A 23,623-nucleotide genomic window follows, 5' to 3' on the forward strand; every position below is an offset into this window, starting at 1 on the left:
CAACCCGTCCGCGGGCAACACGGTCACCTTCACCACGACCCTGCGCAACCAGGGCACGGTGGCGAGCGCCGGCGGCGCCCACGGCATCACGGGTTGGCCGCCTGCTGTGCCGGCTTCTCGGTCGACGCCGGCTTCGCCGGAGCCGGGGCCGCAGGCTTGGCCGGAGCCGGAGCCGGAGCCGCCGGCGCAGCCGAAGCCGGCTTGGCCGGGGTCGAAGCCGCAGTCGGAGCCGGAGCAGAAGCCGCCGAAGGCTTGTCCGACGGCTGCGAAGCCGGCGTAGCAGGCGTCACCTTGTCCGCCGTCGATCCCTCTGAAGCGTTCTTCTCCGCCTCGGCCAGCGGGTTCGGCCGCCGGATCTGGACGACCGCCACGATGGCCGCCGCCACCGCCCCCAGCGCCACCAGCCACGGCCAGCGGGCTCGCTTCGAGCGCTCCCCTCGGGCCACGCTCTTGGCCTCCTGCAGCGCCACCGCCAAATCACGCTTCGCCGTCGCCACCGCCTTGCGGCGCTTGCGACCGGACTCGCCCGCCGAACTCACCACCGTCGCCACCGCTTGGGCCGCTTTGCGGCCCGGGTCGCGCAGCTTGACCGCGCGGGCCAGCACCTCATCGCGGGCCGCGCCGGAATTGGCCAGCACGTCGCGGCGGGACGACCGGGTGCTCTTGTCGAGGTCCTTGGTCGCCGCCCGGCCGACCTTCGCGAGCTCGTCCTTGCCTTCGGCCAGCTTCCGATCGGTGATTTCGACCGCTCGCGCGGCTGCCGCCGCCCCGACCCGCGCGGCCTCCGCGGCGAGGTCCCGTACGCCGGCCGCCGCCGTCTTCACCGATCGCCCGACCGGGGCGTCGCCCTGGCTCATGTGATCACCTCTCACTCGTCGCAGCAGGCATCACCTGCTCACCTCACACCCAGGGGCTACCCAGTGAGAGCGCATCCGGAACATCAGGCCCGTTCCACGTCCAGGGGCAGGTGCCGCACGCTGACGATCACCGACGGGTTCTGGAACACCACCGGCGCGTCCGTGGCGACCGCCAGGTCCCGGTACCGCGAGAACAGCACCTCGAACGCGATCCGCCCCTCCAGCCGGGCCAGCGGCGCCCCGAAGCAGAAGTGGATGCCGTGGCCGAACGTCTGGTGCGGGTTGGGCGTCCGCCCCGGCTCGAACGCGTCCGGGCGGTCGAACACCGCCGGGTCGCGGTTGGCCGACGCCAGGTCCGCCATCACGATCGAGTTCTCCGGGATCCGGTGGCCGCCCAGCTCGACCTCGCGCGTCGTCCGGCGGCCCAGCTCCGGGAACGGCGGCAGCAGCCGGAGCACCTCCTCCAGCGCCGCCGGCACGCTCTCCGGCGCGGACCGCAGCGCCGCCGCGGCCGCCGGGTTCCGGTCGAACGTCACCACCGCGTTCCCCAGCAGCGCGGTCGTCGTGATGTGCCCGGCGATCAGCAGCAGCGCGACGAACCCGACGATCTCCTGGTCCTCGAGGCGCTCCCCGTTGAACTCCGCCTCCACCAGCCGGCTCGTCAGGCCCGGGCCGGGGTGGGCGCGGTGGTGGCGGATGTGATCGAGGATGTAGGCGTTCATCTCGCGGATCGTCGGCGCGATCGCGTCCAGCGCGCGCTGGATGTCCGCCATGTCGGCCGACTCGCCGAGCTGGTCGCCGCTGAAGAGGACCTGGGCCCAGCGGGTGAACAGCGGGCGGTCCGCCACCGGCACCCCGAGCAGCTCCGCGATCACGATGATCGGCAGCGGGTACGCCAGCGCGTCGACGACGTCGAAGCGCCGCTCCCCGGCGACCTCGTCGAGCAGCTCGCCGGTGATGGCCCGGATCCGCGGTTCGAGGCCGGCCACCACCCGCGGGGTGAACGCCTGGCTGACCAGGGTGCGCAGCTTGCGGTGGTCCGGCGGGTCCATCCCGACGAAGTTGCCCTTGCGGAACGTCTCGAAGTCCTCCTGGACCGGCGTGAGCCCGCTGAAGTCCGACGAGAACGCCGCCGGGTCGGACAGCACCCGCGAGACGCCCGCGTGGTCGAGCACCCGCCACAGCCCCCGCTCTTCGTCGTGGTGCACCGGGCCGCGTTCGCGCAGCTCGGCCGAGCGGGCCAGCAGCTCCTCGAAGGCGAACGAGACGCCGGATTCCTGGGTGGTCATGACGTTTTCTCCTCGGTCGTCGGCTGGGGTTCGGGGACGAGGGTGTCGGCGCGGGGGAACCGGCGCAGGGTGGGGCTGACCGTGACGACCAGGGTCACCACGGCGATCCCGGCCGCGCACAGCAGCACGGCGTTCGTGCCGGGGAACGTCTGCACCACCAGGCCGCCGAACGCGGGCCCGGTCGCCGCGGACACCCCGCCGATCACGCCCATCACGCTGGTCAGGCGGCCGCGCAGCCGGTCGGGGGTGAGCAGCAGCTGGTACGTCCCGATCGTCGTGTTGGCGGTCGGCGGGAGCAGGGCCATCGCGACGAACAGCGCGCCCAGCAGGTAGCCGCCGTGGATCACGGCCGCGAGTGGCGTCAGCAGCGTCAGCACCCAGAACACGCTCATGATCGACACGTAGGGGCTGAGCCGCCGCTGCAGGTAGGGCGCGATCAGCGACCCCACCACGCCGCCGACGCCCAGCATCGCGGCCATCACGCCGATCTCGCCCGAAGTGACGCCGCGGTCCTTGGCCAGCACGATGATGACGATGTAGTAGGCGCTGAAGAAGAAGTTCAGGCTGACCGCGCACGCCACCGTGACGCGCACGTGCCGTTCGCTCCACACCCAGCGCAGCCCCTCGGCCATCTCCTTGCCGAGGTGCCCGCCCTCGACCGGCGCGGCCTCGCGGCGCGGCGCCCGGACGAAGGTCAGCGCGACCAGCGAAACCAGGTGGACGAGCACGTCGAAGGCGAACGGGACGGCCCGCCCGAGGCCGTAGAGGAACCCACCGACCGCGGTGCCCGACAGCTGCCCGAGCGCGCCGCGCGCGGAGTTCATCGCCACCGCCGTCGGCAGCTGGACCGGGGGTACGACGCCGGCCAGCATCGCGCCTTCGGCCGGGCCGAACAGCGACCGGCAGCAGCCCATCACCGCCGCGACCGCGATGAGGTGGGGGACGCCCACGCTGTCCCAGAAGATCGCCGCGGCCAGGCTCCCCACCGCCAGCGCGTACACCGCCTCGCAGCCGAGCAGGATCTTCTTGCGGTCCCACCGGTCGGCCAGCGCGCCCGCGGGCAGCCCGGCGACCAGCTGGGCCATCGCGTCGACGCCGAGCACCAGCCCGGACAGCGCCGGCGACCCGGTCACCGTCAGGACCAGCAGCGGCAACGCGATCATCGACGCGCTGAACCCCGCTTCGGACAACGCCTGGCTGCCCCAGAGCAGCTGGTAGTTGCGGTTGCGCGACAGCCGCGTGGTCACCGCCGCTCCTTCCGGCGGGCCGGGGCCTGGCTGTCGGCGGCGATCTGCCGCAGCGCCGCCGCGAAGTCGCCGGCCAGCGCTTCGGCGGTCCGCCGGTCGTGGCGGGCGGGCTGGTAGATCAGCGAGAACACCAGCTCGCCGTCCTGCACCGCGCCGACCAGGTCGAGCAGGTGCGGGTGGTGCTCGGCCGGGTCGTGGTCGCGGCCGAGCGAACCGCGGACGGCCGCGTAGAGGCTCTCGGACGTCGCCGGCCCGCCGGCCCCGTCCCATTGGCCGAGGTAGTTGAACGAGATCTGCGGGGTGCGGCCCGCCAGCCGCTCCCGGACGTCCGGTGCGCCGAGGTGGCGAAGGGCGCCGTAGCTGAACCCGTTGCCGGGCACGGCCCGCAGCTGCTTGCGGACAGATTTGACGAGCGTCCGCCAGTCCGCGCCTTCGCTGTCCTCTATGGACAGTGCCACCGGGAACAGGGTGGTGAACCAGCCGACGGTCCGGTTCAGGTCGACGCCGTCGAGGACGTCCTCCCGGCCGTGGCCTTCGAGGGCGATCGCCACGTCCGGGCGGCCGGTCCACCGGGCGAGCGCCCAGGCCAGGGCGGTGAGCAGGACGTCGTTGACGCGCGTGCGGTAGGCCGCGGGGGCCGAGCGCAGCAGGGCGTCGGTGTCGTCGGCGTTCAGCACCACGGTGACCTCGGCGGTGCCGGTGCCGGTGGCGTCGTCGTCCACCGGCAGCGCGCCCGCGGCGGGCAGGCCGGCCCAGTACTCGAGTTCGTCGTCGAAACCGCCGCCGCGGACGTGGTCGCGCAGGCGGTGCGCCCAGTCCCGGAACGACGTCGTCCGCGGTCCGAGGTCGATCGGGACGCCCCGGGCGGCCTGGCGGTAGGCGGTGTCGAGGTCGTCGAGCAGGATGCGCCAGGAGACGGCGTCGACGACGACGTGGTGCGCGGCCAGGAACAGCCGCGGCCGCCACCCGGGATCGGCCGTCACCAGGACGGCGGCCAGCAGCGGACCGCGGGTGAGGTCGAACCCGGCGTGGACGGCGTCGGCGATCCGTTCCAGGGCCGCCGGGCGATCGGCCTCGGCGGTGAGGTCCGCGCGGCGGAGTTCGGGCACCGGCTCGACGTCGGCGTTGTGCTGGCGCCAGCCGTCTTCGGTCCGGGTGAAGCGCATCCGCAGGGCGTCGTGGTGGGTCCAGACCGCGGCGAGGGCTCGCTGGAGGGCGGCGGCGTCGAAGCCGTCGGCGAGCTCGACGAGCATCGACTGGTTGAAGTGGTGCGGGTTGACGGTGTGGGTGGCGAAGAACCAGTCCTGGATCGGGGTCAGCGGCACCGGTCCGACGACGGGGCCGTCGGCCTCGGTTGGCTCGGCCACCGCGCCGGCTTCGGGCGCCAGGGCGGCGATGGTCTGGTGCAGGAAGATGTCCTTTGTGGACAGTCGCAGGCCGGCTTGGCGGGCGCGCGAGACGACCTGCATGCTGAGGATGGAGTCGCCGCCCAGCTCGAAGAAGTTGTCGGCGGTGCCGACCCGGTCCAGGCCGAGGACCTGGGCCCAGATTTCGCAGAGGGCCCGCTCGGCCGGGGTGACCGGCTCGACATGCCGGCCGGCCGGCTCGGCGGCGGAGGTGACCACGGGAAGAGCGCGGCGGTCGACCTTGCCGCTCGGGCTGAGCGGCAGGGCGGGGAGTTCGAGCAGCGCCGAGGGGACGAGGTGGCCGGGCAACGACCGGGCCAGGAACTCGCGCAACTCGGCGGCACTGACCGAACCGGCCGCCGGCTCGGTGGGCGCGGAGTGCGGCTCGAGCCCCCGCCCGGTGGGCGGCGCGGTGCGTGGCTCGACCCCCGGCCCGGTGGGCGGCGCGGTGCGTGGCTCGATCTCGGGCGCGGTCCCCCGGCCGGGCCCCGGCGCGATCTGCGGCGCGGCCTCCGGCTCGGCTTGCCGCGCGGGGTGCGGCTCGCACTCCGGCGCGGTCCCCCGCTCGGCCCCCGGCACGATCGGCGGCGCGGTCTTCGGGTCGGTCTGCGGCGCAGCCGCCATCGCGACCCCAGATCCGGCCTCCGGCGCGGTTCCCGCCCCAGCCAGCGGCGCGGTCCCCCGCTCGGCCCCTGGCGCGGTCCCCCGCTCGACCCCCGGCGCGATCGGCGGCTCGGCCTCCGGCACGGTCTGCGGCAGCGCACCCGACCCGGCCGGCGGCGCGGCCGCCATCGCGACCCCCGCCCCGGTCACCGGCGCGGTTCCCGCCCCAGCCTCCGGCAGCGCCCCCGACCCGTTCCCCGGCCCGGGCGCCGGTGCGGCGACGAAGCAGGCGACCAGTCGCTTGTGCCCCGACTCGTCCTGCTGGACCGCCGCCACCGCGGCCGCCACTCCCGGGTGGCGGGTCAGGGCCGCCTCCACCTCTCCCAGTTCGATGCGGAAGCCGCGGACCTTGACCTGGTCGTCCGCTCGGCCGGTGAACTCCAGGTGGCCGGCCGCCGTCCAGCGGACCACGTCGCCCGTTCGGTACATGCGGTCGCCCGGTGCGGCGAACGGGTTCGCCGTGAACCGGTCGGCCGTCAGGCCCGGCCGGTCGAGGTAGCCGCGGCCCAGGCTCGGCCCGGCGACGTACAGCTCGCCGGCCACTCCGATCGGGACCGGCTGGAGGGCCGCGTCGAGGACGTACACCCGGGTGTTCGGGATGGGCCGGCCGATCGGAGGCGGTGTTCCGGGGGCCAGGGGCTCGCTCCAGGTCGCGACGATCGTCGACTCGGTGGGCCCGTACGCGTTGATCATCCGCCGCCCCGGGGCCCACCGGCCGAGGAGCTCGGCCGGGCAGGCGTCGCCGCCGACGACGAGGGTGCGCAGGTGCGGCAGGTCCGTTTCCGGGACCGTGGCCAGCGCGGCCGGCGGGATCAGCGTGTGGGTGATCCGGTGAGCCGCCAGGAACTCGGCGAGCGGCTCGCCGAGCAGCGGCTCGGGCGGCACCACCACGAGCGCCGCACCGGACGGCAGGGCCAGGCAGAGTTCGAGGATCGAAGCGTCGAAACTCGGCGAGGAGTAGGCGAGGACGCGATCCCCCGCGGCGACCCGCAGGTGCTCGGCCTCGGCGGCGGCGAACGACGCCAGCCCGGCGTGGGTGACGACCACGCCCTTGGGCCGCCCGGTGGACCCCGAGGTGTAGATGACGTAAGCAGGGTGCTCCGGCCGCACCGGGACAGCCTCGGCGGGCTCGCCGGCGAACGCCGCCGGGTCGTCCAGCGAGAGCACCGGCACCCCGTCCGGGACCGGCGGGGCCAGACCGTCCAGCGTCAGGACCAGGGCCGGACGCGCGTCGGCGAGCATGAACGTGATGCGCTCGATCGGGTAAGTCGGGTCCACCGGGACGAACGCCCCGCCGGCCTTCCACACCGCCAGCTGCGCCACCACGATCTCCACCGACCGCGGCAGCGCCAGCGCCACGATCCGCTCCGGCCCGATCCCGTACCCGGCCAGCACCGACGCCAGCCGGGACGCCCGCTCCTCCAGCTCGGCGTACGTCAGGGACTCGCCCCCGAGCACCGCGGGCGCGTCCGGCGTCCGCCGGGCACAAGCCGAGATCAGCGCAGGCAACGTAACCGGCTCCACCGGGACAGCCGTGTCGTTCCACGCCTCCACGACCAGCTCGCGTTCGGCCGCCCCGATCAGCGGCAGCCGGGCCAGCGGCCGGTGCGGATCATCGGCCACCCCCGCCAGCAGGACGCCCAGGTGCGCCGCCAGGCGGTCGATCGTGGCCGCGTCGAACAGGTCCGTGTTGTACGTCAGCGCCGCCCGCAGCTTTCCCCCGTCCGGCTGGAACTCCAGGGTCAGGTCGAAGTTCGCCGCCGTCGCCGGTTGCGGGAGCTCCTCGGTCTCCAGGCCGGGCAGGTGCGCCGTCTCGCGGGGACCGTTCTGCAGCACCACCATCACCTGGAACAGCGGTGTCCGGCTCGGGTCGCGGCCCGGCTGGACCGCGTCGACGACCCGGTCGAACGGCAGGTCCTGGTGGTCGAACGCCGCCCGCACCCCGGCCGCGACGTCGTCGAGGAACGCCGTGAACGCCGCCTCCGGACGGACTTGCGACCGCAGCACCAGCGTGTTGACGAAGAACCCGACCAGCCCCTCGAGTTCCGGCCGCTCCCGGCCGGACGTCACCGTGCCGACCGCCACGTCGTCCTGGCCGGCCCAGCGGCCGAGCAGCACCTGGCACGCCGCGACGAGCGTGGTGAACAGGGTCGTCTCCCGCTGCCGGCTCACCTGCTCGAGCCGGGCGGTCACCGCCGCCGGGACGACGATCTCGTGCGTCGCGCCGCGGGTGGTGCGCACCGGCGGGCGGGGCCGGTCGGTGGGCAGCTCCAGCGGCGTCAGGTCGCGCAGGCGCTCGGTCCAGTAGTCGGTCTGGCCGGCCAGGACCCGCTCGGCGAGACGGCCGCGCTGCCAGGCCGCGAAGTCCGCGTACTGCACCGGCAACGGCGGCAGGTCCGCCGGTTCGCCGCGCAGCGCCGCCGCGTAGAATGCGCCGACCTCTTCGGCGATCAGGCCGTTCGACCAGCCGTCGGTGACGATGTGGTGCACCGCCACCGTGAGCACGTGCTCCCGCGGCGCGAGCCGGATCAGCTTCGCCCGCAGCAGCGGTCCTTCGCTCAGGTCGAAGGGCTGTCCGGCGTCGGCCCGCAGGATCTCCGCGAGCTCCTCCTCGCGGGCGTCGACGACCGGCAGCGGCACCGGCGACGGCGGGTGCACGAGCTGGACGCCGTGGCCGTCGGCCGAGCCGAACGTCGTCCGCAGCGGCTCGTGCCGGGCGACCAGCGCGGTGAACGCCGCGGCGAGCGCGTCGACGGCCAGTTCGCCGCGCAGGCGCACGGCCGAACTCGTGACGTACTCGGTGCCGCCCGGCTCGAACTCGTCGAGGAACCACAGCCGCTGCTGGGCGAAGGACTGCGGCAGCTCGCCGTCGCGCGGGACGGCCGGGATCGGGTCGGCCGCCGTCGCCCCGACCGTTTCGATCGCGGCGGCGAGCCGGGACACCGTCGGGTGGGCGAACACCGCCCGCGGCGACAGCGACACGCAGCATTCGGCCAGCAGCCGGGACACCAGCCGGATGCTGAGGATCGAATCGCCGCCCAGCTCGAAGAAGTTGTCCTGCGCCCCGACGCGCTCGACGCCGAGCAGCCGCTGCCAGATCCCGGCGACGGCCCACTGGGTCGCGGTCGACGGTTCGACGTACGGCCGCTGCGACGGCACCGGGCCCTCCGGCGCGGGCAGCGCCCGGCGGTCGACCTTCCCGTTGCGGTTCAACGGAAGCGCGGCCAGCACCAGCACCACGGCGGGCACCATGTACTCGGGCAGCGTCGCGGCGGTGTGCGCGCGGAGTTCGTCCGGATCGGCGGCGCGTCCGAGGACGACGTGCGCGATCAGCCGCCGCGTGCCGGCCGGGTCGGTGTGGATGCTCGCGACCGCCTGGGCGACCGCCGGGTGCGCGGCCAGCACGGCCTCGACCTCGGCGAGCTCGATCCGGAACCCGCGCAGCTTGACCTGGTCGTCGGACCGGCCGAGGAACACGAGTTCGCCGTCGGCGCCGCGGCGGACGACGTCGCCGGTGCGGTACATCCGCTCCCCCGGCGCGCCGAACGGGTCGGGCACGAACCGCTCGGCGGTCAGGCCGGGCCGGCCGAGGTAACCGCGCGCCAGGCCCGCGCCGGCCAGGCACAGCTCCCCGGGGGCGCCGGCCGGCAGCGGGCGCAGCTCGGCGTCCAGCACGTACGCGCGCATGCCGTCGAGCGGACGGCCGATCGGCACCGGCTCGGGGACCGGCTCGCCGGCCATCCGGAAGGAGGTGGCGAAGGTGGTCGTTTCGGTGGGGCCGTAGCCGTCGACCACGACGAGGCCGGGGCACGCGGCCTGGACCGCGCGCACCACGGCGGGCGGGACGACGTCGCCGCCGGTCCACACCTCGCGCAGGCCGCGCAGGCCGTCGGGGGCGTCCTGGGCGAGCAGCCGGAAGAGCCCGGCGGTCAGCCACGCCGACGTCACGCCGTGGGCGGAGATCGCGTGCCGCAACGACTCCGGCGTCAGGTCCGGCCCGTCGGGCAAGACCGTCGCGCCGCCGCCCAGCAGCGGCACCCACAGTTCGTAGGTGGAGGCGTCGAAAGCCAGCGGCGAGTGCGAAAGGACCCGCGTGTGGGCGCCGCCGGCGAACCGGCCGTCCTGGGCCAGCGCGGTGATGTCGCGGTGGCGCACGGCGACGCCCTTCGGCACCCCCGTGGAACCCGAGGTGTACATGACGTAGGCGAGGTTTTCGGGTCCCACAGCGGAGTCGGGCGCGGCTGCGGACCGCTGCTCGCCGACCGTCAGCACCGGTCCACTGTGGACGGATTCGGCGGCGGGCACCCAGCTGTCACCGGCCACCACGACCGACACCCCGGCCTCGGCGAGCACGGCCCGCAGCCGCTCGTGCGGCGCCCGGGTGTCCAGGGGCACGTAGGCCGCCCCCGCCTTGAGCACGGCGAGTTCGGCGACGACGTGGTCCACCGAGGGTTCGAGCAGCAGCCCGATCCGGTCCTCGACCGCGATGCCGAGCCCGGTCAGCCGCCCGGCCAGGTGGTTGGCCCGTTCGTCCAGCTCCCGGTACGTCAGGGTCCGGTCGGTGGCGAGCACGGCGGGGTCGCCGGGGCGGCGCGCGACCTGGTCGGCGAACAACGCGAGCACCGTGGACGGGGTCCCGGCGGCGCCCGGGCCGTGGGCGTCGGCGAGCACCCGGGCGCGTTCCGCGACCTCGACCCACGGCACGCGGGCCAGGGGCCGGTCCGGGTCCGCGGTGACGGCGTCGAGCAGCCACCCCAGCCGGTCGGTCATCGCCGTGACGGTCCGCGCGTCGAAGAGCGCCGGGTCGTAGGCGAGGTCGAGCGCGAGGCCTTCGTCGAGGAACGCGCGCAGGCACAGCGGGAAGTTCGTGGCGTCGGCCGAGGCGACCTCGACGACCCGGGGCGCGCCCGCGGTGGCGGGCTCGCTGATCGGGTAGTTCTCGAACACCACCATGCTGTCGAACAGGTTCTGCCCCGCCGGGACGTCGCTGAGCGGGCGCAGCCGGGCCAGCGACACGAAGTCGTGGTCGCGGGCCTCGCTCTGGGCTGTCTGCAGCTGCCCGAGCCACCGCGCGACCGGCTGGGTGCCGTTCACCCGGACGCGGGTGGGGATGGTGTTGATGAACAGCCCGATCATGGTCTCCACGCCGGCCAGGTCGGCCGGGCGGCCGGAGACCGTGGTGCCGAAGACGACGTCCCGATCGCCCGACAGCAGCGCCAGCAGCAGCGCCCAGCCGCCCTGGACGACGGTGTTGACGGTGAGGCCGTGGGTCCTGGCGAACTCCCGCAGCCGCAGGGTCGCGGCCGGCGGCAGCTCGATCCGGACCGAGTCGGTGGAGCGGGACTGGTGGGCTTCGGCCGGCGGGCGGTCGTAGGGCAATGCGGTCGGCGCGTCGAAGCCGGCCAGGGTGTCCGCCCAGAACGCGTCGGCGGCGGCCTGGTCGCGGCCGGCCAGCCAGCCGAGGTAGTCCCGGTACGGGCGCCGGGTGACCAGGGCGGGCCGGCCGCCGGCGGACGCCGCGGCGTACTCCTCGCAGGCTTCGGCGAAGACCTGCGCGGAGCTCCAGCCGTCGAACAGGACGTGGTGGGACGTCCAGATCAGGTCGACCTCGTCGCCGGGGAGGGCGGCGATCGTCAAGCGGGTCAGCGGGGCCCGGGTCAGGTCGAACGGGACGGCCCGGTCGGCCGCCAGGGCGGCCTCCAGCGCGGCTTCCCGCTCGGCCGCGCCGAGGTCGCGCCAGTCGTGGTGGGTGACCGGCAGGATCGCCGCCCGGGCCACCACCTGCACGGGCTCTTCGACACCGGTCCAGACGAGCCGGGTGCGCAGCACGGGTGTCCGGTCGACGACCCGCTGCCAGGCCGCGGCGAGCCCGGCCGGGTCGGCGACCCCCGCGAGCCGGATGCGGACCTGTTCGAAGTAGGCCGGGGACCCGTCGTCGACCAGGGTGTGGAACACCATCCCGGCCTGCAGCGGGGTGAGCGGGTAGACGTCCTCGACCGCCCGGCCGTCGCCGGCCACGGTGTCCAGTTCGGCCGCGCTCAACCGGGCCAGCGGGAAGTCCGACGGCGTGCGGCCGCCGGCGCCCGGGGTGGCGCAGTGCGCGACGATCTCGCGCAACGCCGTCAGGACCTGCTCGGCAAGGCCGCGCACGGTGTCTTCGCGGTGGACGCCGGGGGCGTAGGTCCAGCCCAGTTCGAGACGGCCGCCGTCGACGATCCCGACGACGTCGAGAAGGGCGGTGCGCGGCCGCGCGGGGTCGACGTCGTCGCCGAGGTCGCCGCCCCAGCCCCGGTACAGCCCCTCGGCGTCGCCACCGGCGGTCCACTGTCCGTGGTAGTTCAGGGAAATCTGCGGCACCGGGTCGCCGTGCCGCCGCAGCGAGCCGTAGCCGAGGCCCTTGCCCGGGACGGCTCGCAGCTGCTCCTTGACGGCCTTCAGGGTCGGTCCCCAGCCGTCGGCCGCCGGGAGGCTGAGCGCGACCGGGTACTCGGCGGTGAACCAGCCGACCGTGCGGGAGAGGTCGAGGTCGTCGAAGAGCTCTTCGCGGCCGTGGCCTTCCAGGGAAACCAGGACGCGGTCCCGGCCGGTCCAGCGGGCCAGCACCCGGCCGAGCGCGCTCAGCAGGACGTCGTTGATCTGCGTGCGGTAGACCTCCGGCACCCGGCGCAGCAGGGCGTCGGTGGTCTCGGCGTCGAGGCGGACGGTGACCGTGCGGGCGCTTCCGGCGGTGTTCTCCCCCGTCGCGTCCACCGGCAGGGCGGGGTCGACGCCGTCGAGCACGCCGGTCCAGTACGGCAGTTCGGCGTCGAAGCCGTGCCCGGCGAGGCGATCCGCCCAGCGGAGGTAGCTCGCGGGGGCCGGGCCGAGGTCGACCGGCTGCCCCGCGGCCACCTGGCGGTAGGCGGTTTCGAGGTCTTCCAGCAGGATCCGCCACGACACGCCGTCGATCACCAGGTGGTGGACGACCAGCAGCAGCCGCGGTGGCTGTCCTCCGGAGGTGATCAGCACGGGCGCGACGAGCGGCCCGTCGCCGACCCGCAGGGTGGCGCGCGCTTCGGCGGCGACCACGTCCACATCGGACGATTCGACGTGCCGCAGCGCCGGGATCTCCCGTTCCGGAGCGAACTCCTGCCGCCACCCGGAATCGGTGCGGGTGAACCGGGTGCGCAGGGCGTCGTGGCGGGCCAGCACCGCACCCAGGGCGGTTTCGAGAGCGGGCACCGAGACGTCCGGGTCGAGCTCGGCGAGCGTGGACATGGTGAAGTGGTCGTGGTGGCCGGTTGCGAAGAACCACCGCTGGATCGGCGTGAGGGGCGCCGCACCGGTGAACCCGGCCTCGGCTGCACCGGACTCGGTGCCGGCGACGAGGGCGAGCTCGGCGATGCTCTGGTGGCGGAAGACGTCCCGGGACGTCAGCCGCAGGCCGTGCCGCCGGGCCCGGGCGACGACCTGGATGCTGAGGATCGAATCCCCGCCGAGGGCGAAGAAGTTGTCGTCCACCCCCGGCTCGCCGACGCCGAGGACGTCGGCCCAGATCTCCGCCAGCAGCCGCTCGGCGTCGGTGCGCGGGGCCGTCCGGCCTTCGGCCGGGGCCGGGTGGACGGCGGGCGCGGGCAGCGCGCGGCGGTCGACCTTGCCGCTGGTGGCCAGCGGCAGCCGTTCGAGGGGGACGAACACCGACGGCATCAGGTGCTCGGGCAGGGTTTCCTTCAGCGCCGTCCGCAGCCGCGCGGGATCCGCCGCGGAACCCGGGACGACGTAGGCGACCAGCCGGCCGTCACGGGCGACGACCACCGTGTCGGCGACGCCGGGCAGGGCTCGCAGCGCCGCCTCGACCTCACCGGGCTCGATCCGGAAGCCGCGGATCTTGACCTGGTCGTCGACGCGGCCGAGGTACTCGAGGTGACCTTCGGCGGTCCAGCGGGCCCGGTCGCCGGTGGCGTACATCCGGCTGCCCGGCGGGCCGAACGGGTCGGCGCGGAAGCGATCCGCGGTCAGGCCGGGCCGGTCGAGGTAGCCGCGGGCCAGCTGGACACCCGCCAGGTGCAGCTCGCCGGGCACGCCGATCGGGGCCGGACGCAGCCGGTCGTCGAGGACGTAGGCCCGCACGTTCCCGGTGGGACGGCCGATCACTTCGCGGCCGGTCTCGCCGATCCGGCAGAGGGTGGCGTCGACCGTGCACTCGGTCGGGCCGTAGAGGTTGAACGCGGTGACACCGTCGAGGTCGCTCAGGTCGCGCCACAACGCCTCGCCGATGGCCTCCCCGCCGACCAGGAGCACGGGCGGGCAGTGACCGGCTTCCAGCAGGTGCCGGACGAACGACGGTGTCGAGTTGACCAGATCGATCCCGTGCTCGGCGACATACCCGGCGAGCAGGACCGGGTCGAGCCGGGTGTCGCCGTCGATCACGTGCAGTTCGTGCCCGGCCGTGAGCATCAGCAGCACGGTCTCCCAGGACGCGTCGAAGGAGAACGCGGCGGTCAGCGCCACCCGCAGCCGGTCCTTCCCGGCCGCGGCGGTGAACCGGTCCGCGTGGTCGACGGCGAAGTTGGCCAGGGCGCGGTGGGTGACGAGGACGCCCTTCGGCGTTCCGGTGGAGCCGGAGGTGTAGATCGCGTAGGCCGCGTGGTCCGGCGCGGGCCGGTCGGTGGGATTCGTGTCCGCTCCCTCGGCGGCAACGGGTTCGGTGAGCACGAGGGCCGGACGCGCGTCGGCCAGCAGCGCCTCCCGCCGCCGTTCGGGAAGCTCGGGGTCCAGCGGCAGGTGGACGGCACCGGCCTTGAGCACGGCGAGGATCGTGACCACGAGTTCGGCCGAGCGCGGCAAGGCGACCGCCACCAGCCGCTCGGGCCCGGCACCCCGGGCGACGAGGACCCGCGCGACCTGGTTGGCGCGGGCGTTCAGCTCCGCGAAGGTCAGCGCAGTGGTACCGCTGACGAGCGCGGTCGCGTGCGGGGTCCGGGCGGCCTGCGCCTCGAACAGCCCGACGACGGTCGTCTCCGGCTCCGGCCGGCCGGTCGCGTTCCACGTCCCGACGACCAGTTCCTCTTCGGCCGCGGGCAGGGGCAGGGTGTCGACGGGCCGGTCGGGTTCGGCGGTGACCGCGGCGAGCAGGACCGTGAGCTGCTCGGCGAACCGGCGCACGGTCGCCGCGTCGAACAGGTCGGTGTTGTAGTTCAGCAGCCCGCGCAGCCCGTCCGGGCGCTCTTCGAACTCGACGCTCAGGTCGAACCCGGCGGTGGTCATCGGCAGCGTCAGCTCGCCGGCGGTGAGCCCGGCCAGCGCGGGCAGGCGGTTGCCGGCGTTCTGCAGCGTGACCAGCACCTCGAACAGCGGGGTGCGGCTGGGGTCGCGGTCGGGGCTCAGCTCGTCGACGATCCGCTCGAACGGCACGTCCTGGTGGGCGAAGGCGTCCAGGACGGTCCGGCGGACGGTGCCGAGCAGTTCCCCGAAACCCCGCCGTCCGTCCACTGAGGACCGCAGCACGACGGTGTTGACGAAGAGCCCGACCAGGTCCTGGACCTCCGGGTGGTCGCGACCGGAGGTGACCGTGCCGACGGCGACGTCGTCCTGGCCGGACCAGCGGCGCAGCACCAGCTGGCAGGCCGCGACCAGCGCCGTGAACAGCGTCGTGTCGCGGTCCCGGCCGAGCCGCCGCAGCCCGGCGAGGGCCTCGGCGCCGAGGGTGAACTCGTGCTCGGCGCCGTTGGCCGTCCGGGTGGCCGGACGCGGGCGGTCGGTCGGCAGGTCGAGGGGGCGCAGGCCGTCGAGCTCCCGGCGCCAGAAGCCGAGCTGCTCGTCGAGGAAGTCGCCGGTGAGGCGCTCGCGCTGCCACGCGGCGAAGTCCGCGTACTGGATCGGCAACGCCGGGAGTTCGGCGCGCTCGTCGCCGTAGAGGGTGGCCAGTTCGCCGATCAGGACACCCATCGACCAGCCGTCGGTGATGATGTGGTGCAGGGACAGCACCAGGGCGTGGTCGTCCGGGGCCACGCGGACCAGCCGGGCGCGCAGCAGCGGGCCCCGGGCGAGGTCGAACGGCCGGGCGAGGTCCTCGGCCAGCAGCCGCCGCAGCTCCTCCGGGCCGGCGACGTCGGTGACCGGCAGCGCGAGCTGCCACGGCTCCCCCACGACCTGGCGGGGACGCCCGTCGACGGCCGGGAACGTGGTGCGCAGCGACTCGTGCCGGGCGATCAGCGTGGTGAGCGCCCGGGCGAGCGCGTCGGGCCGCAGGTCGCCGCGCAGCCGCACGCCGAAGACCGTGACGTGGTCGGTGCTGCCGGGCGCGAAGTCGTCGAGGAACCACAGGCGCTGCTGGGCGAAGGACAGCGGCAGCTCGCCGTCGCGGCCCACCGGCGTGATCACCGCGGACAGCGGCGTGGCGGACGCGGTGGGCAGCGCGGCGGCCAGGCCCGCCACCGTCGGGTGGTCGAACACCGTCCGCGGGGACACGTCGACGCCGAACGCCTCGCGCAGCGCGGAGGTGAACCGGATGCTGAGGATGGAATCCCCGCCGAGTTCGAAGAAGTTGCCGTCGGCGCCGACGCGCTCCAGGCCGAGCGTCGCGGCCAGGACCGCCGCCACCGTGCGTTCGGTTTCGGTGCGGGGTTCGGCGAACTCGGCGGGCTCTGCCGTGGCCGCGGCCGGGGCCGGCAGCGCCCGCTGGTCGAGCTTCCCGTTGCGGGTCAACGGGAGTTCGCCGAGCGTGACGAACGCCGAGGGCACCATGTAGTCCGGCAGCGACCGGCCCAGGTGCTCGCGCAGCCGCGCGGTGCTCGGCGGCGCGTCCGGTCTCGCCGGGACGACGTAGGCGACCAGCCGCTTGCGGCCGGGCTCGTCCTCACGCGCCAGCACCGCCGCCGAGCCGACGTCGGGCAGGGTCAGCAGGGTCGCTTCGATCTCGCCCGGTTCGATCCGGAAGCCGCGGATCTTGACCTGCTGGTCGGCGCGGCCGTGGTAGCGCAGGGCGCCGTCGTGGGTGCGGGACACCCGGTCGCCGGATCGGTACATCCGGGACCCGGACGCGCCGAAGGGGTCGGCGACGAACCGGGCCGCGGTCAGCCCGGGGCGGCCGAGGTAGCCGCGGGCCAGGCCGTCGCCGGCCACGTAGAGCTCGCCGGGCACCCCGGCCGGGACCGGGTTCAGGTCCGTGTCGAGGACGTACCCGCGCAGGTCGGGCAGGGCGGTGCCGATGACACCCGGAGTGTCCACCTCGGACCGAAGGTCGTGTTCGGTGACGTGCACGGTGGTTTCGGTGATGCCGTACATGTTCACCAGCCGCGGGGCGCGGTCGCCGTGGCGGGCGAACCAGCCGGCCAGCCGGCGCGTGTCGAGCGCCTCGCCGCCGAAGATGACGTACCGCAGCGCGAGCCGGGCGCCGGGGTCGTCTTCGTCGGCCCGGACGAGCTGGTAGAACGCCGACGGCGTCTGGTTGAGCACGGTGACCCGCTCGTCGGCCAGCAGCCGCAGGAACTCCCGCGGCGAGCGGGACACCGCGTGCGGCACGACGACGAGCCGGCCGCCGTGCAGCAGCGGGCCCCAGATCTCCCACACGGAGAAGTCGAACGCGTAGGAGTGGAACAGCGTCCAGACGTCGTCGCGCCCGAAGCCGAAGCGCGCGGTCGCGGCGAACAGGCGGGTGACGTTGCGGTGCGGGATCACCACGCCCTTGGGCAGCCCGGTCGAGCCGGAGGTGTAGATGACGTAGGCGGGGTGGTCCGGCGTGCAGCGCGGCGGCGGATCGGTGTCCGGCCCCTCGGCCACGTCGACGTCGTCGGGGCCGAGGACGGCGACGGGAGCCGTGTCGGCGCACATCCGCTCGACGCGTTCGGCCGGGGTGGCCGGGTCGATCGGCAGATACGCGGCCCCGGCCTTGAGGACGGCGAGGATCGCGACGACCTGTTCCGGCGAGCGCGGCAGGCGCAGCGCGACGAACCGTTCCGGCCCGGCGCCGAGCGCGATCAGCCGGTGGGCCAGGCGGTTGGCCCGCGCGTTCAGCTCGGCGTAGGTGCAGTGCGTGCCTTCGGCGGTGAGAGCGACCGCGTCCGGGTGCGCCGCGACCTGGGCGGCGAACAGCTCGGTGAGGGTCGGCGCGGGCAGCGACGGGAGCGGCTCGACGGTGAGCCGGGCGCGGTCGGCGGCCGACAGCCACGGCAGCCGGGCGATCGGGCGGTCCGGGTCCTCGGCGAGCCCGAGCAGCAGGGTCTCCAGGCGGGCGGCCAGCGCGGTGGCCGTTTCCTCGTCGAACAGCGCCGGGTCGGTGGCCAGCTCGAAGCCGAGCTGGCGGTCGGCGTAGGCGCGCAGGGTGACCGGGAACGTCGTGGCGTCGAGCGCGGTCACCTCGCGCAGGGTGACCCCCGCCTGCGCGGCGGCGTTCTCGTCGAAGGGGTAGTTCTCGAACGCGACCATGCTGTCGAACAGGTTCTCCCCCGGCGGGACGTCGCTGAGGGCGCGCAGCTTCCCGAGCGCGAGGAAGTCGTAGCGGCGGGCCTGGTTCTGCTCGTCCTGCAGCCGCCGCAGCCACGCCAGGACCGGCTCGCCGCGGTCGATCCGCGTGCGGGTCGGGACGGTGTTGATGAACATCCCGATCATCGTCTCCACGCCCGGCAGGTCGTCGGGGCGGCCGGAAACGGTGGTGCCGAACACGACGTCGGACTCGCCGCCGGAGTGGGCCAGCAGCAGCGCCCAGGCGCCCTGCACGAGCGTGTTGACGGTGAGACCGTGGCGCCGGGCCACGGCCCGCAGCCGAGCGGTGTCCTCTGTGGACAGCGACGTCCGGATCGTGCGCGACGAGCGGGTCCGGTGGGCCTGGGCCGGGGGCCGGTCCCACGGCAGCGGGGTCGGGGCGGCGAAGCCCGCAAGCACATCACGCCAGTGGTTTTCGGCCGCGGTGACGTCCTGGGCGGCGAGCCAGCCGAGGTAGTCGCGGAACGGCCGGTGCGCCGGCACGCGCGGGACCCGGTGCTCGGTGATCGCGGCGTACTGCTCGCACACCTCGGTGAAGATCTGGGCGAGGCTCCAGCCGTCGAGCACGATGTGGTGGGAGGTCCACATCAGCAGCACGCGGTCGTGGGTGAGCGCGACGACGGCCAGCCGCATCAGCGGCGCGGTGGTGAGGTCCAGGCCGCGAGCGGCGTCTTCGGCCGAGAGCCGGTCCAGCTGTTCGGCCTGCTCGGCTTCGGAAAGGCCCCGCCAGTCGTGGCGGGTGATCGGGACGGCCGCCCGGTGCCGCACGACCTGCAGCGGTTCCTCGAGGCCGTCCCAGACCAGCTCGGTGCGCAGGACCGGGGTGCGGTCGGCGACCTGCTGCCAGGCCTGCGCGAACGCGTCGGGGTCGCGGACGCCGTCCAGGAGCATCCGCGCCTGATCGACATAGGCGTCGGCGGTGGGATCGAGCAGGCTGTCACATCCGGGGCTCCGCCCCGGGCCGGGGGCTCCGCCACCCGGACCCCCCGCAAAAAGGCTGTGGAACAACATGCCCGCCTGCAGCGGAGTCAGCGGGTAGATGTCGTCGACGTCGCGGCCGTCCCCGGCCAGCCGGTCCACCCCGGCTTGGTCGAGGCGGGCCAGGGGGAAGTCCGACGGCGTGCGGCCGCCGCTGCCGGGCTGCGCGCAGTGCGCGACGATCTCCCGCAGGCCGGTCAGCATCGCCTCGGCCAGCTCGCGGACGGTGTGCTCGTCGTTGACCTGGTCGGAGTAGGACCACGTCAGCGACAGCGCGCCGGACTCCACCACCCCGGTGACGTCCAGCTGGTAGGTGCTCGCCTCCTCCGGGGCGATGTCCGCGCCCGGGCTGTCGTGCCGCCCGCGGAACAACCCCCGCTCGCCGGCCTGGGCGTCCCAGCGGCCGTGGTAGTTGAAGCAGACCTGCGGCAGCGGGAACGCCTGCAGGGCGTGGCCCGGCGCGTCCGGCTCGCCGAGGTACCGCAGCGCCTCGTAGCTCAGGCCGCGGCGCGGGACGGCCCGGAGCTGCTCCTTGACCGCCTTGAGCGTGGCGCCCCAGTCCCCCGACGGCGGCAGGTCGAGCGCCACCGGGAACTGCGTGGTGAACCAGCCGACCGTCCGGGAGAGGTCGACGCCGTCGAGGACGTCCTCGCGTCCGTGCCCCTCCAGGGCGATCAGGACTCCGGCTTCCCCGGTGCGGTCGGCGAGGGCCCGGCCGAGCGCGCTCAGCAGCACGTCGTTGACCTGGGTCCGGTAGGTCGCGGGGACGCGGTGCAGCAGCGCGTCGGTGTCTTCGGCGCCGAGGGTCACGGTCAGCGTGCGGGTGGAGCCGGTGGTGCCCGCGCCCGCGTGGTCGGCGGCCAGCTGCGCCGGGACCCGGCGGGCCACCCGCGTCCAGTGCTCGAGGTCGTCGGCGAACCCGCCGTCGCGGACGTGCTGTTCCAGCAGGTGCGCCCACTGGGTGAACGGCGTGGCGCTTGCCGCGAGCCGGATCGGGGCACCGGAGACGACCTGGCCGTAGGCGGTTTCGAGGTCGCCGAGCAGCAGCCGCAGCGACACGCCGTCGGTCACGACGTGGTGCACGGCCAGGAACAGCAGCGGCGGCCGGGTGCCGCGCAGGAGCAGCGCCGCGCCGGCGAGGGTGCCGGTGGTGAGGTCGAGGCCGGCGCGCACCTGCGCGGCCGCGGCCTCGATACCGGCGCGCTGCCCGGCGTCGCCGAGGGAGGACAGGTCCCGGATCCGCAGGACGCCGGTCGGCGGCGTCGGCGTGACCTCCTGCCGCCAGTGGCCGTCGACGGTGAAGAACCGGGTGCGCAGGGCGTCGTGGTGGGCGACGACCGCGTCGAGGGCGGTCCGCAGGGCCTGCTGGTCGACGTCGGCGGGCAGTTCGAGCAGCTGCGACATGGTGAAGTGGGCCAGGGGCCCGTGGGTGGCGAAGAACCAGTGCTGGATCGGCGTGAGCGGGGCCGGGCCGGCGACCGGTCCCGCCGCCGGGGCGAGCACCGCGGCGGTCTGCACGGCGGTGGCGAGGCCGGCGATGGTCTGGTGCAGGAAGATGTCGCGCGAGGTGAGGCGCAGGCCGGCCTGGCGGGCCTGGGCGACCACCTGGATGCTGAGGATCGAGTCGCCGCCGAGGCCGAAGAAGTTGTCCTCGACGCCGATGCGGTCGTTGCCGAGCACCTCGGACCAGATCGCCACCAGCTGGTGTTCGACGGCGGTGCGCGCGGGCACGTAGGCCTGGCCGTCCGTCGGCGCGTCCGGGGCGGGCAGCGCCCGGCGGTCGACTTTGCCCTGCGGGGTCAGCGGAATCGCGTCGATCGGGACGAACGCCGAGGGCACCAGGTAGTCGGGCAGCGTGGCCCGCAGGGCGGTACGCAGGCCGTCCGGGGTGACCTCGGCGGTGCCGACGACGTAGGCGACCAGCCGGGCGTGCCCGCCTTCGGGCCGGTTGGCGACGACGACGGCGGCGGAGACGCCGGGCAGGCGCACCAGCGCGGCCTCGACCTCGCCGGGTTCGACGCGGAAGCCGCGGATCTTCACCTGGTCGTCGAGGCGGCCCAGGTACTCCAGCTGCCCGTCGGCGGTCCAGCGCACGCGGTCGCCGGTGCGGTACATGCGCATCCCCGGCGCGCCGAAGGGGTTCGCGACGAAGCTGCCGGCGGTCCGGCCCGGCCGGCCGAGGTAGCCGCGCGCGAGCTGCGCCCCGGCGAGGCACAGTTCGCCGGGCACGCCGGCGGGCACCGGCCGCAGGTCCTGGTCGACGACGTAGGCGCGGGTGTTGGCCAGGGGACGGCCCAGCACCGGGCGGGCCGTTTCGCCGACCCGGCACGAGACGGCGTCCACTGTGTACTCGGTGGGGCCGTAGAAGTTGTGCGCCACGGTGACTTCGGCGCCGGAGAGGTCCCGCCAGAGCGTGTCGTCGAGGGCTTCGCCGCCGAGCATGAGGATCTTCGGGCGGTGGCGCGGGTCGGTCAGCAGCCCGGCGGGGATCAGCCGGCGCAGGTAGGTCGGGGTGAGGTCGAGGAAGTCGATCCGGCGCTCGGCGATGTAGTCGACGAGCGCGTCCGCGTCGAGCCGGGTGTCCTCGCCGATCAGGTGCAGCTCGTGGCCGTCGGCCATGAGCAGCGGGCCTTCGAGGGAGGTGTCGAAGGAAAGTGTCGCCGTCAGCGCGACCCGCAGCCGGCGGCCGGGTGCGGCGAAATCGGTGCGGTGGTTGAAGAGCAGGTTGGTGAGGTTGCGGTGCGGGACGGCCACCCCCTTCGGGCGGCCGGTCGACCCGGAGGTGTAGATGACGTAGGCGGTGTTGTCCGGCCGCAGCGGCGCGATCCGGTCGTCGTCGGTGAGGTCGGTACCGGGGTGGTCCCGGTCCGCGACGTCCGCCGGCCCGAGGACCAGTTCGGCACCGGAGTCGCGCAGCAGCAGCTCTTTCCGGTCGGCGGGCAGGGCGGGGTCGATCGGCAGGTACACCGCACCGGCCTTGAGCACGGCGAGGAAGGCGACGATCGCGTCGGCGGTGCGCGGGAGGGCGAGGGCCACGACGCGCTCGGGGCCGGCGCCCAGCGTGACGAGGTGGCGGGCCAGGCGGTTGGCCATCGCGTTGAGCTCGGCGAAGCTCAGCGCGATGTCCCCGGCGACGAGCGCGGTCTCGTCCGGGCTGCGCTTCGCCTGGGACTCGAACAGCTCGGTGACGGTGGCCGCGGGCACGTCCAGCGCGGTGGCGTTCCACTCGGTGAGCAGCCGGGATTCCTCGCCGGCGGTGAGCAGCGGCAGGTCGCCGACCGGGCGCCGGGCGTCGGCGGCGATCGCGGTCAGCAGCACGGTGAGGTGCTCGCCGATCGCGACGGCGGTCCGCGCGTCGAACAGGTCGGTGTTGTACTCCAGGGAGCCTTCGAGGACGCCGCCGGCCGGCTGGAATTCGACGGTGAGGTCGAAGTTGGCGGCCCGGCGGGCCACCTCGACCGGCTCGGCCGTCAGCCCGGCGAAGTCCACCGGGCTGCCCGCGCTGCCGTGCAGCAGGACCATCGCGTCGAACAGCGGGGTGCGGCTGGCGTCGCGGTCGAGGCGCAGTGCTTCGACGAGCTTCTCGAACGGAGCTTCGGCGTGCTCGAAGGACTCCAGCACGGTCGTGCGGACCGCGTCGAGGAACGTCCCGAACGGGGCGGTGCGGTCCACAGTGGACCGGATGACGACGGTGTCGACGAAGAAGCCGACGGTCCGCTGCAGCTCGGGCCGGTTCCGGCCGGAGACCACGGTGCCGACGGCGATGTCGGTGCGCCCGGTGTAGCGGGCGAAGAGCACCTGGCAGGCCGCGACCAGGACGGTGTAGAGCGTGGTGTCGTGGGTCCGGGCCAGGTCGGCCAGCCCGGCGGCGACCTCGGCCGGGACGCGGAAGTGGTGCACGGCGCCGGCGGTGGTGCGCACGGCGGGCCGCGGCCGGTCGGCGGGCAGGTCGAGCGGTTCGACGCCGGCCAGCTGCGTCGTCCAGTAGGCGAGGTGCCGGTCGAGGGCGGGCCCGGCGAGGCGGTTCCGTTGCCACACCGCGAAATCGGCGTACTGGACGGCCGGTTCGGGCAGGTCCGCGGCCTCGCCCCGGACGGCGGCCGCGTAGAGCGCGCCGAGCTCGCCGACGAGGATGCCCATCGATTCGCCGTCGGTGACGACGTGGTGGGCGGTGATCAGCAGGACGTGGCGCTGCGGCTCGGCCCGGACCAGCAGCAGCCGCACCAGCGGCCCGCGGCGCAGGTCGAACGACCGGCTGTACTCGGTGCCCAGCACCTCGTCGAGGTCGGCGGGCCGCAGCGCGGGGTCGCTGGTCAGGTCGACGGTCCGGAGCGGGACGTCCAGGGTGTCGTGGATGACCTGGACGGGGGTGCCGCCGGCGTCGTCGATGGTGGTGCGCAGGGCTTCGTGGCGGGCCACCAGCTGCTGCGACGCGCCGGCGAGCGCGCCGGTGTCGAGCGGCCCGGTGAGCCGCAGCGCGACGGCGCTGTTGTATTCGGCGTCCCCGGGGCGGAACTCGTCGAGGAACCACAGCCGCTGCTGCGCGAACGACAACGGCAGGGCGTCCTCCCGCGGCGCCCGGCCGATGACATCGGTCCGCTCCGCCCGCCCGGCCAGCCGGCGCTTGAGCGTCTCCCGCAGCTCGGCGGGCAACGCATCGATGCGGCTCTTCCTCGAGGTGGTCATCGCTTTCGTTTCCTCACAACGCAGTTCGGGTGGTG

4 protein-coding genes are annotated in these 23,623 nt (G+C 74.6%); all 4 read right to left on the reverse strand.

The features are described 5' to 3' along the window. Positions 1 to 86 precede the first annotated feature (86 nt). Positions 87 to 857, reverse strand: coding sequence for a hypothetical protein (locus tag ACWEVN_RS24595; RefSeq protein ID WP_452052840.1), 771 nt, complete (start codon positions 855 to 857; stop codon positions 87 to 89). 83 nt (positions 858 to 940) lie between these two features. After that, a complete protein-coding gene (locus ACWEVN_RS24600; protein ID WP_452052841.1) occupies positions 941 to 2,146 on the reverse strand; it encodes a cytochrome P450 in 1,206 nt (401 codons plus the stop codon). Continuing rightward, positions 2,143 to 3,393, reverse strand: a complete 1,251-nt coding sequence (locus tag ACWEVN_RS24605) for an MFS transporter (protein ID WP_452052842.1) — start codon at positions 3,391 to 3,393, stop codon at positions 2,143 to 2,145. The genes ACWEVN_RS24600 and ACWEVN_RS24605 overlap by 4 nt, the downstream gene beginning before the upstream one ends. Further along, positions 3,390 to 23,588: a non-ribosomal peptide synthase/polyketide synthase gene (locus ACWEVN_RS24610; RefSeq protein WP_452052843.1), complete on the reverse strand. Its 20,199-nt coding sequence runs from the start codon at positions 23,586 to 23,588 to the stop codon at positions 3,390 to 3,392. The genes ACWEVN_RS24605 and ACWEVN_RS24610 overlap by 4 nt, the downstream gene beginning before the upstream one ends. Positions 23,589 to 23,623: the final 35 nt, after the last annotated feature.

The sequence above is a fragment of the Amycolatopsis sp. NPDC003861 genome (genome assembly GCF_053605405.1).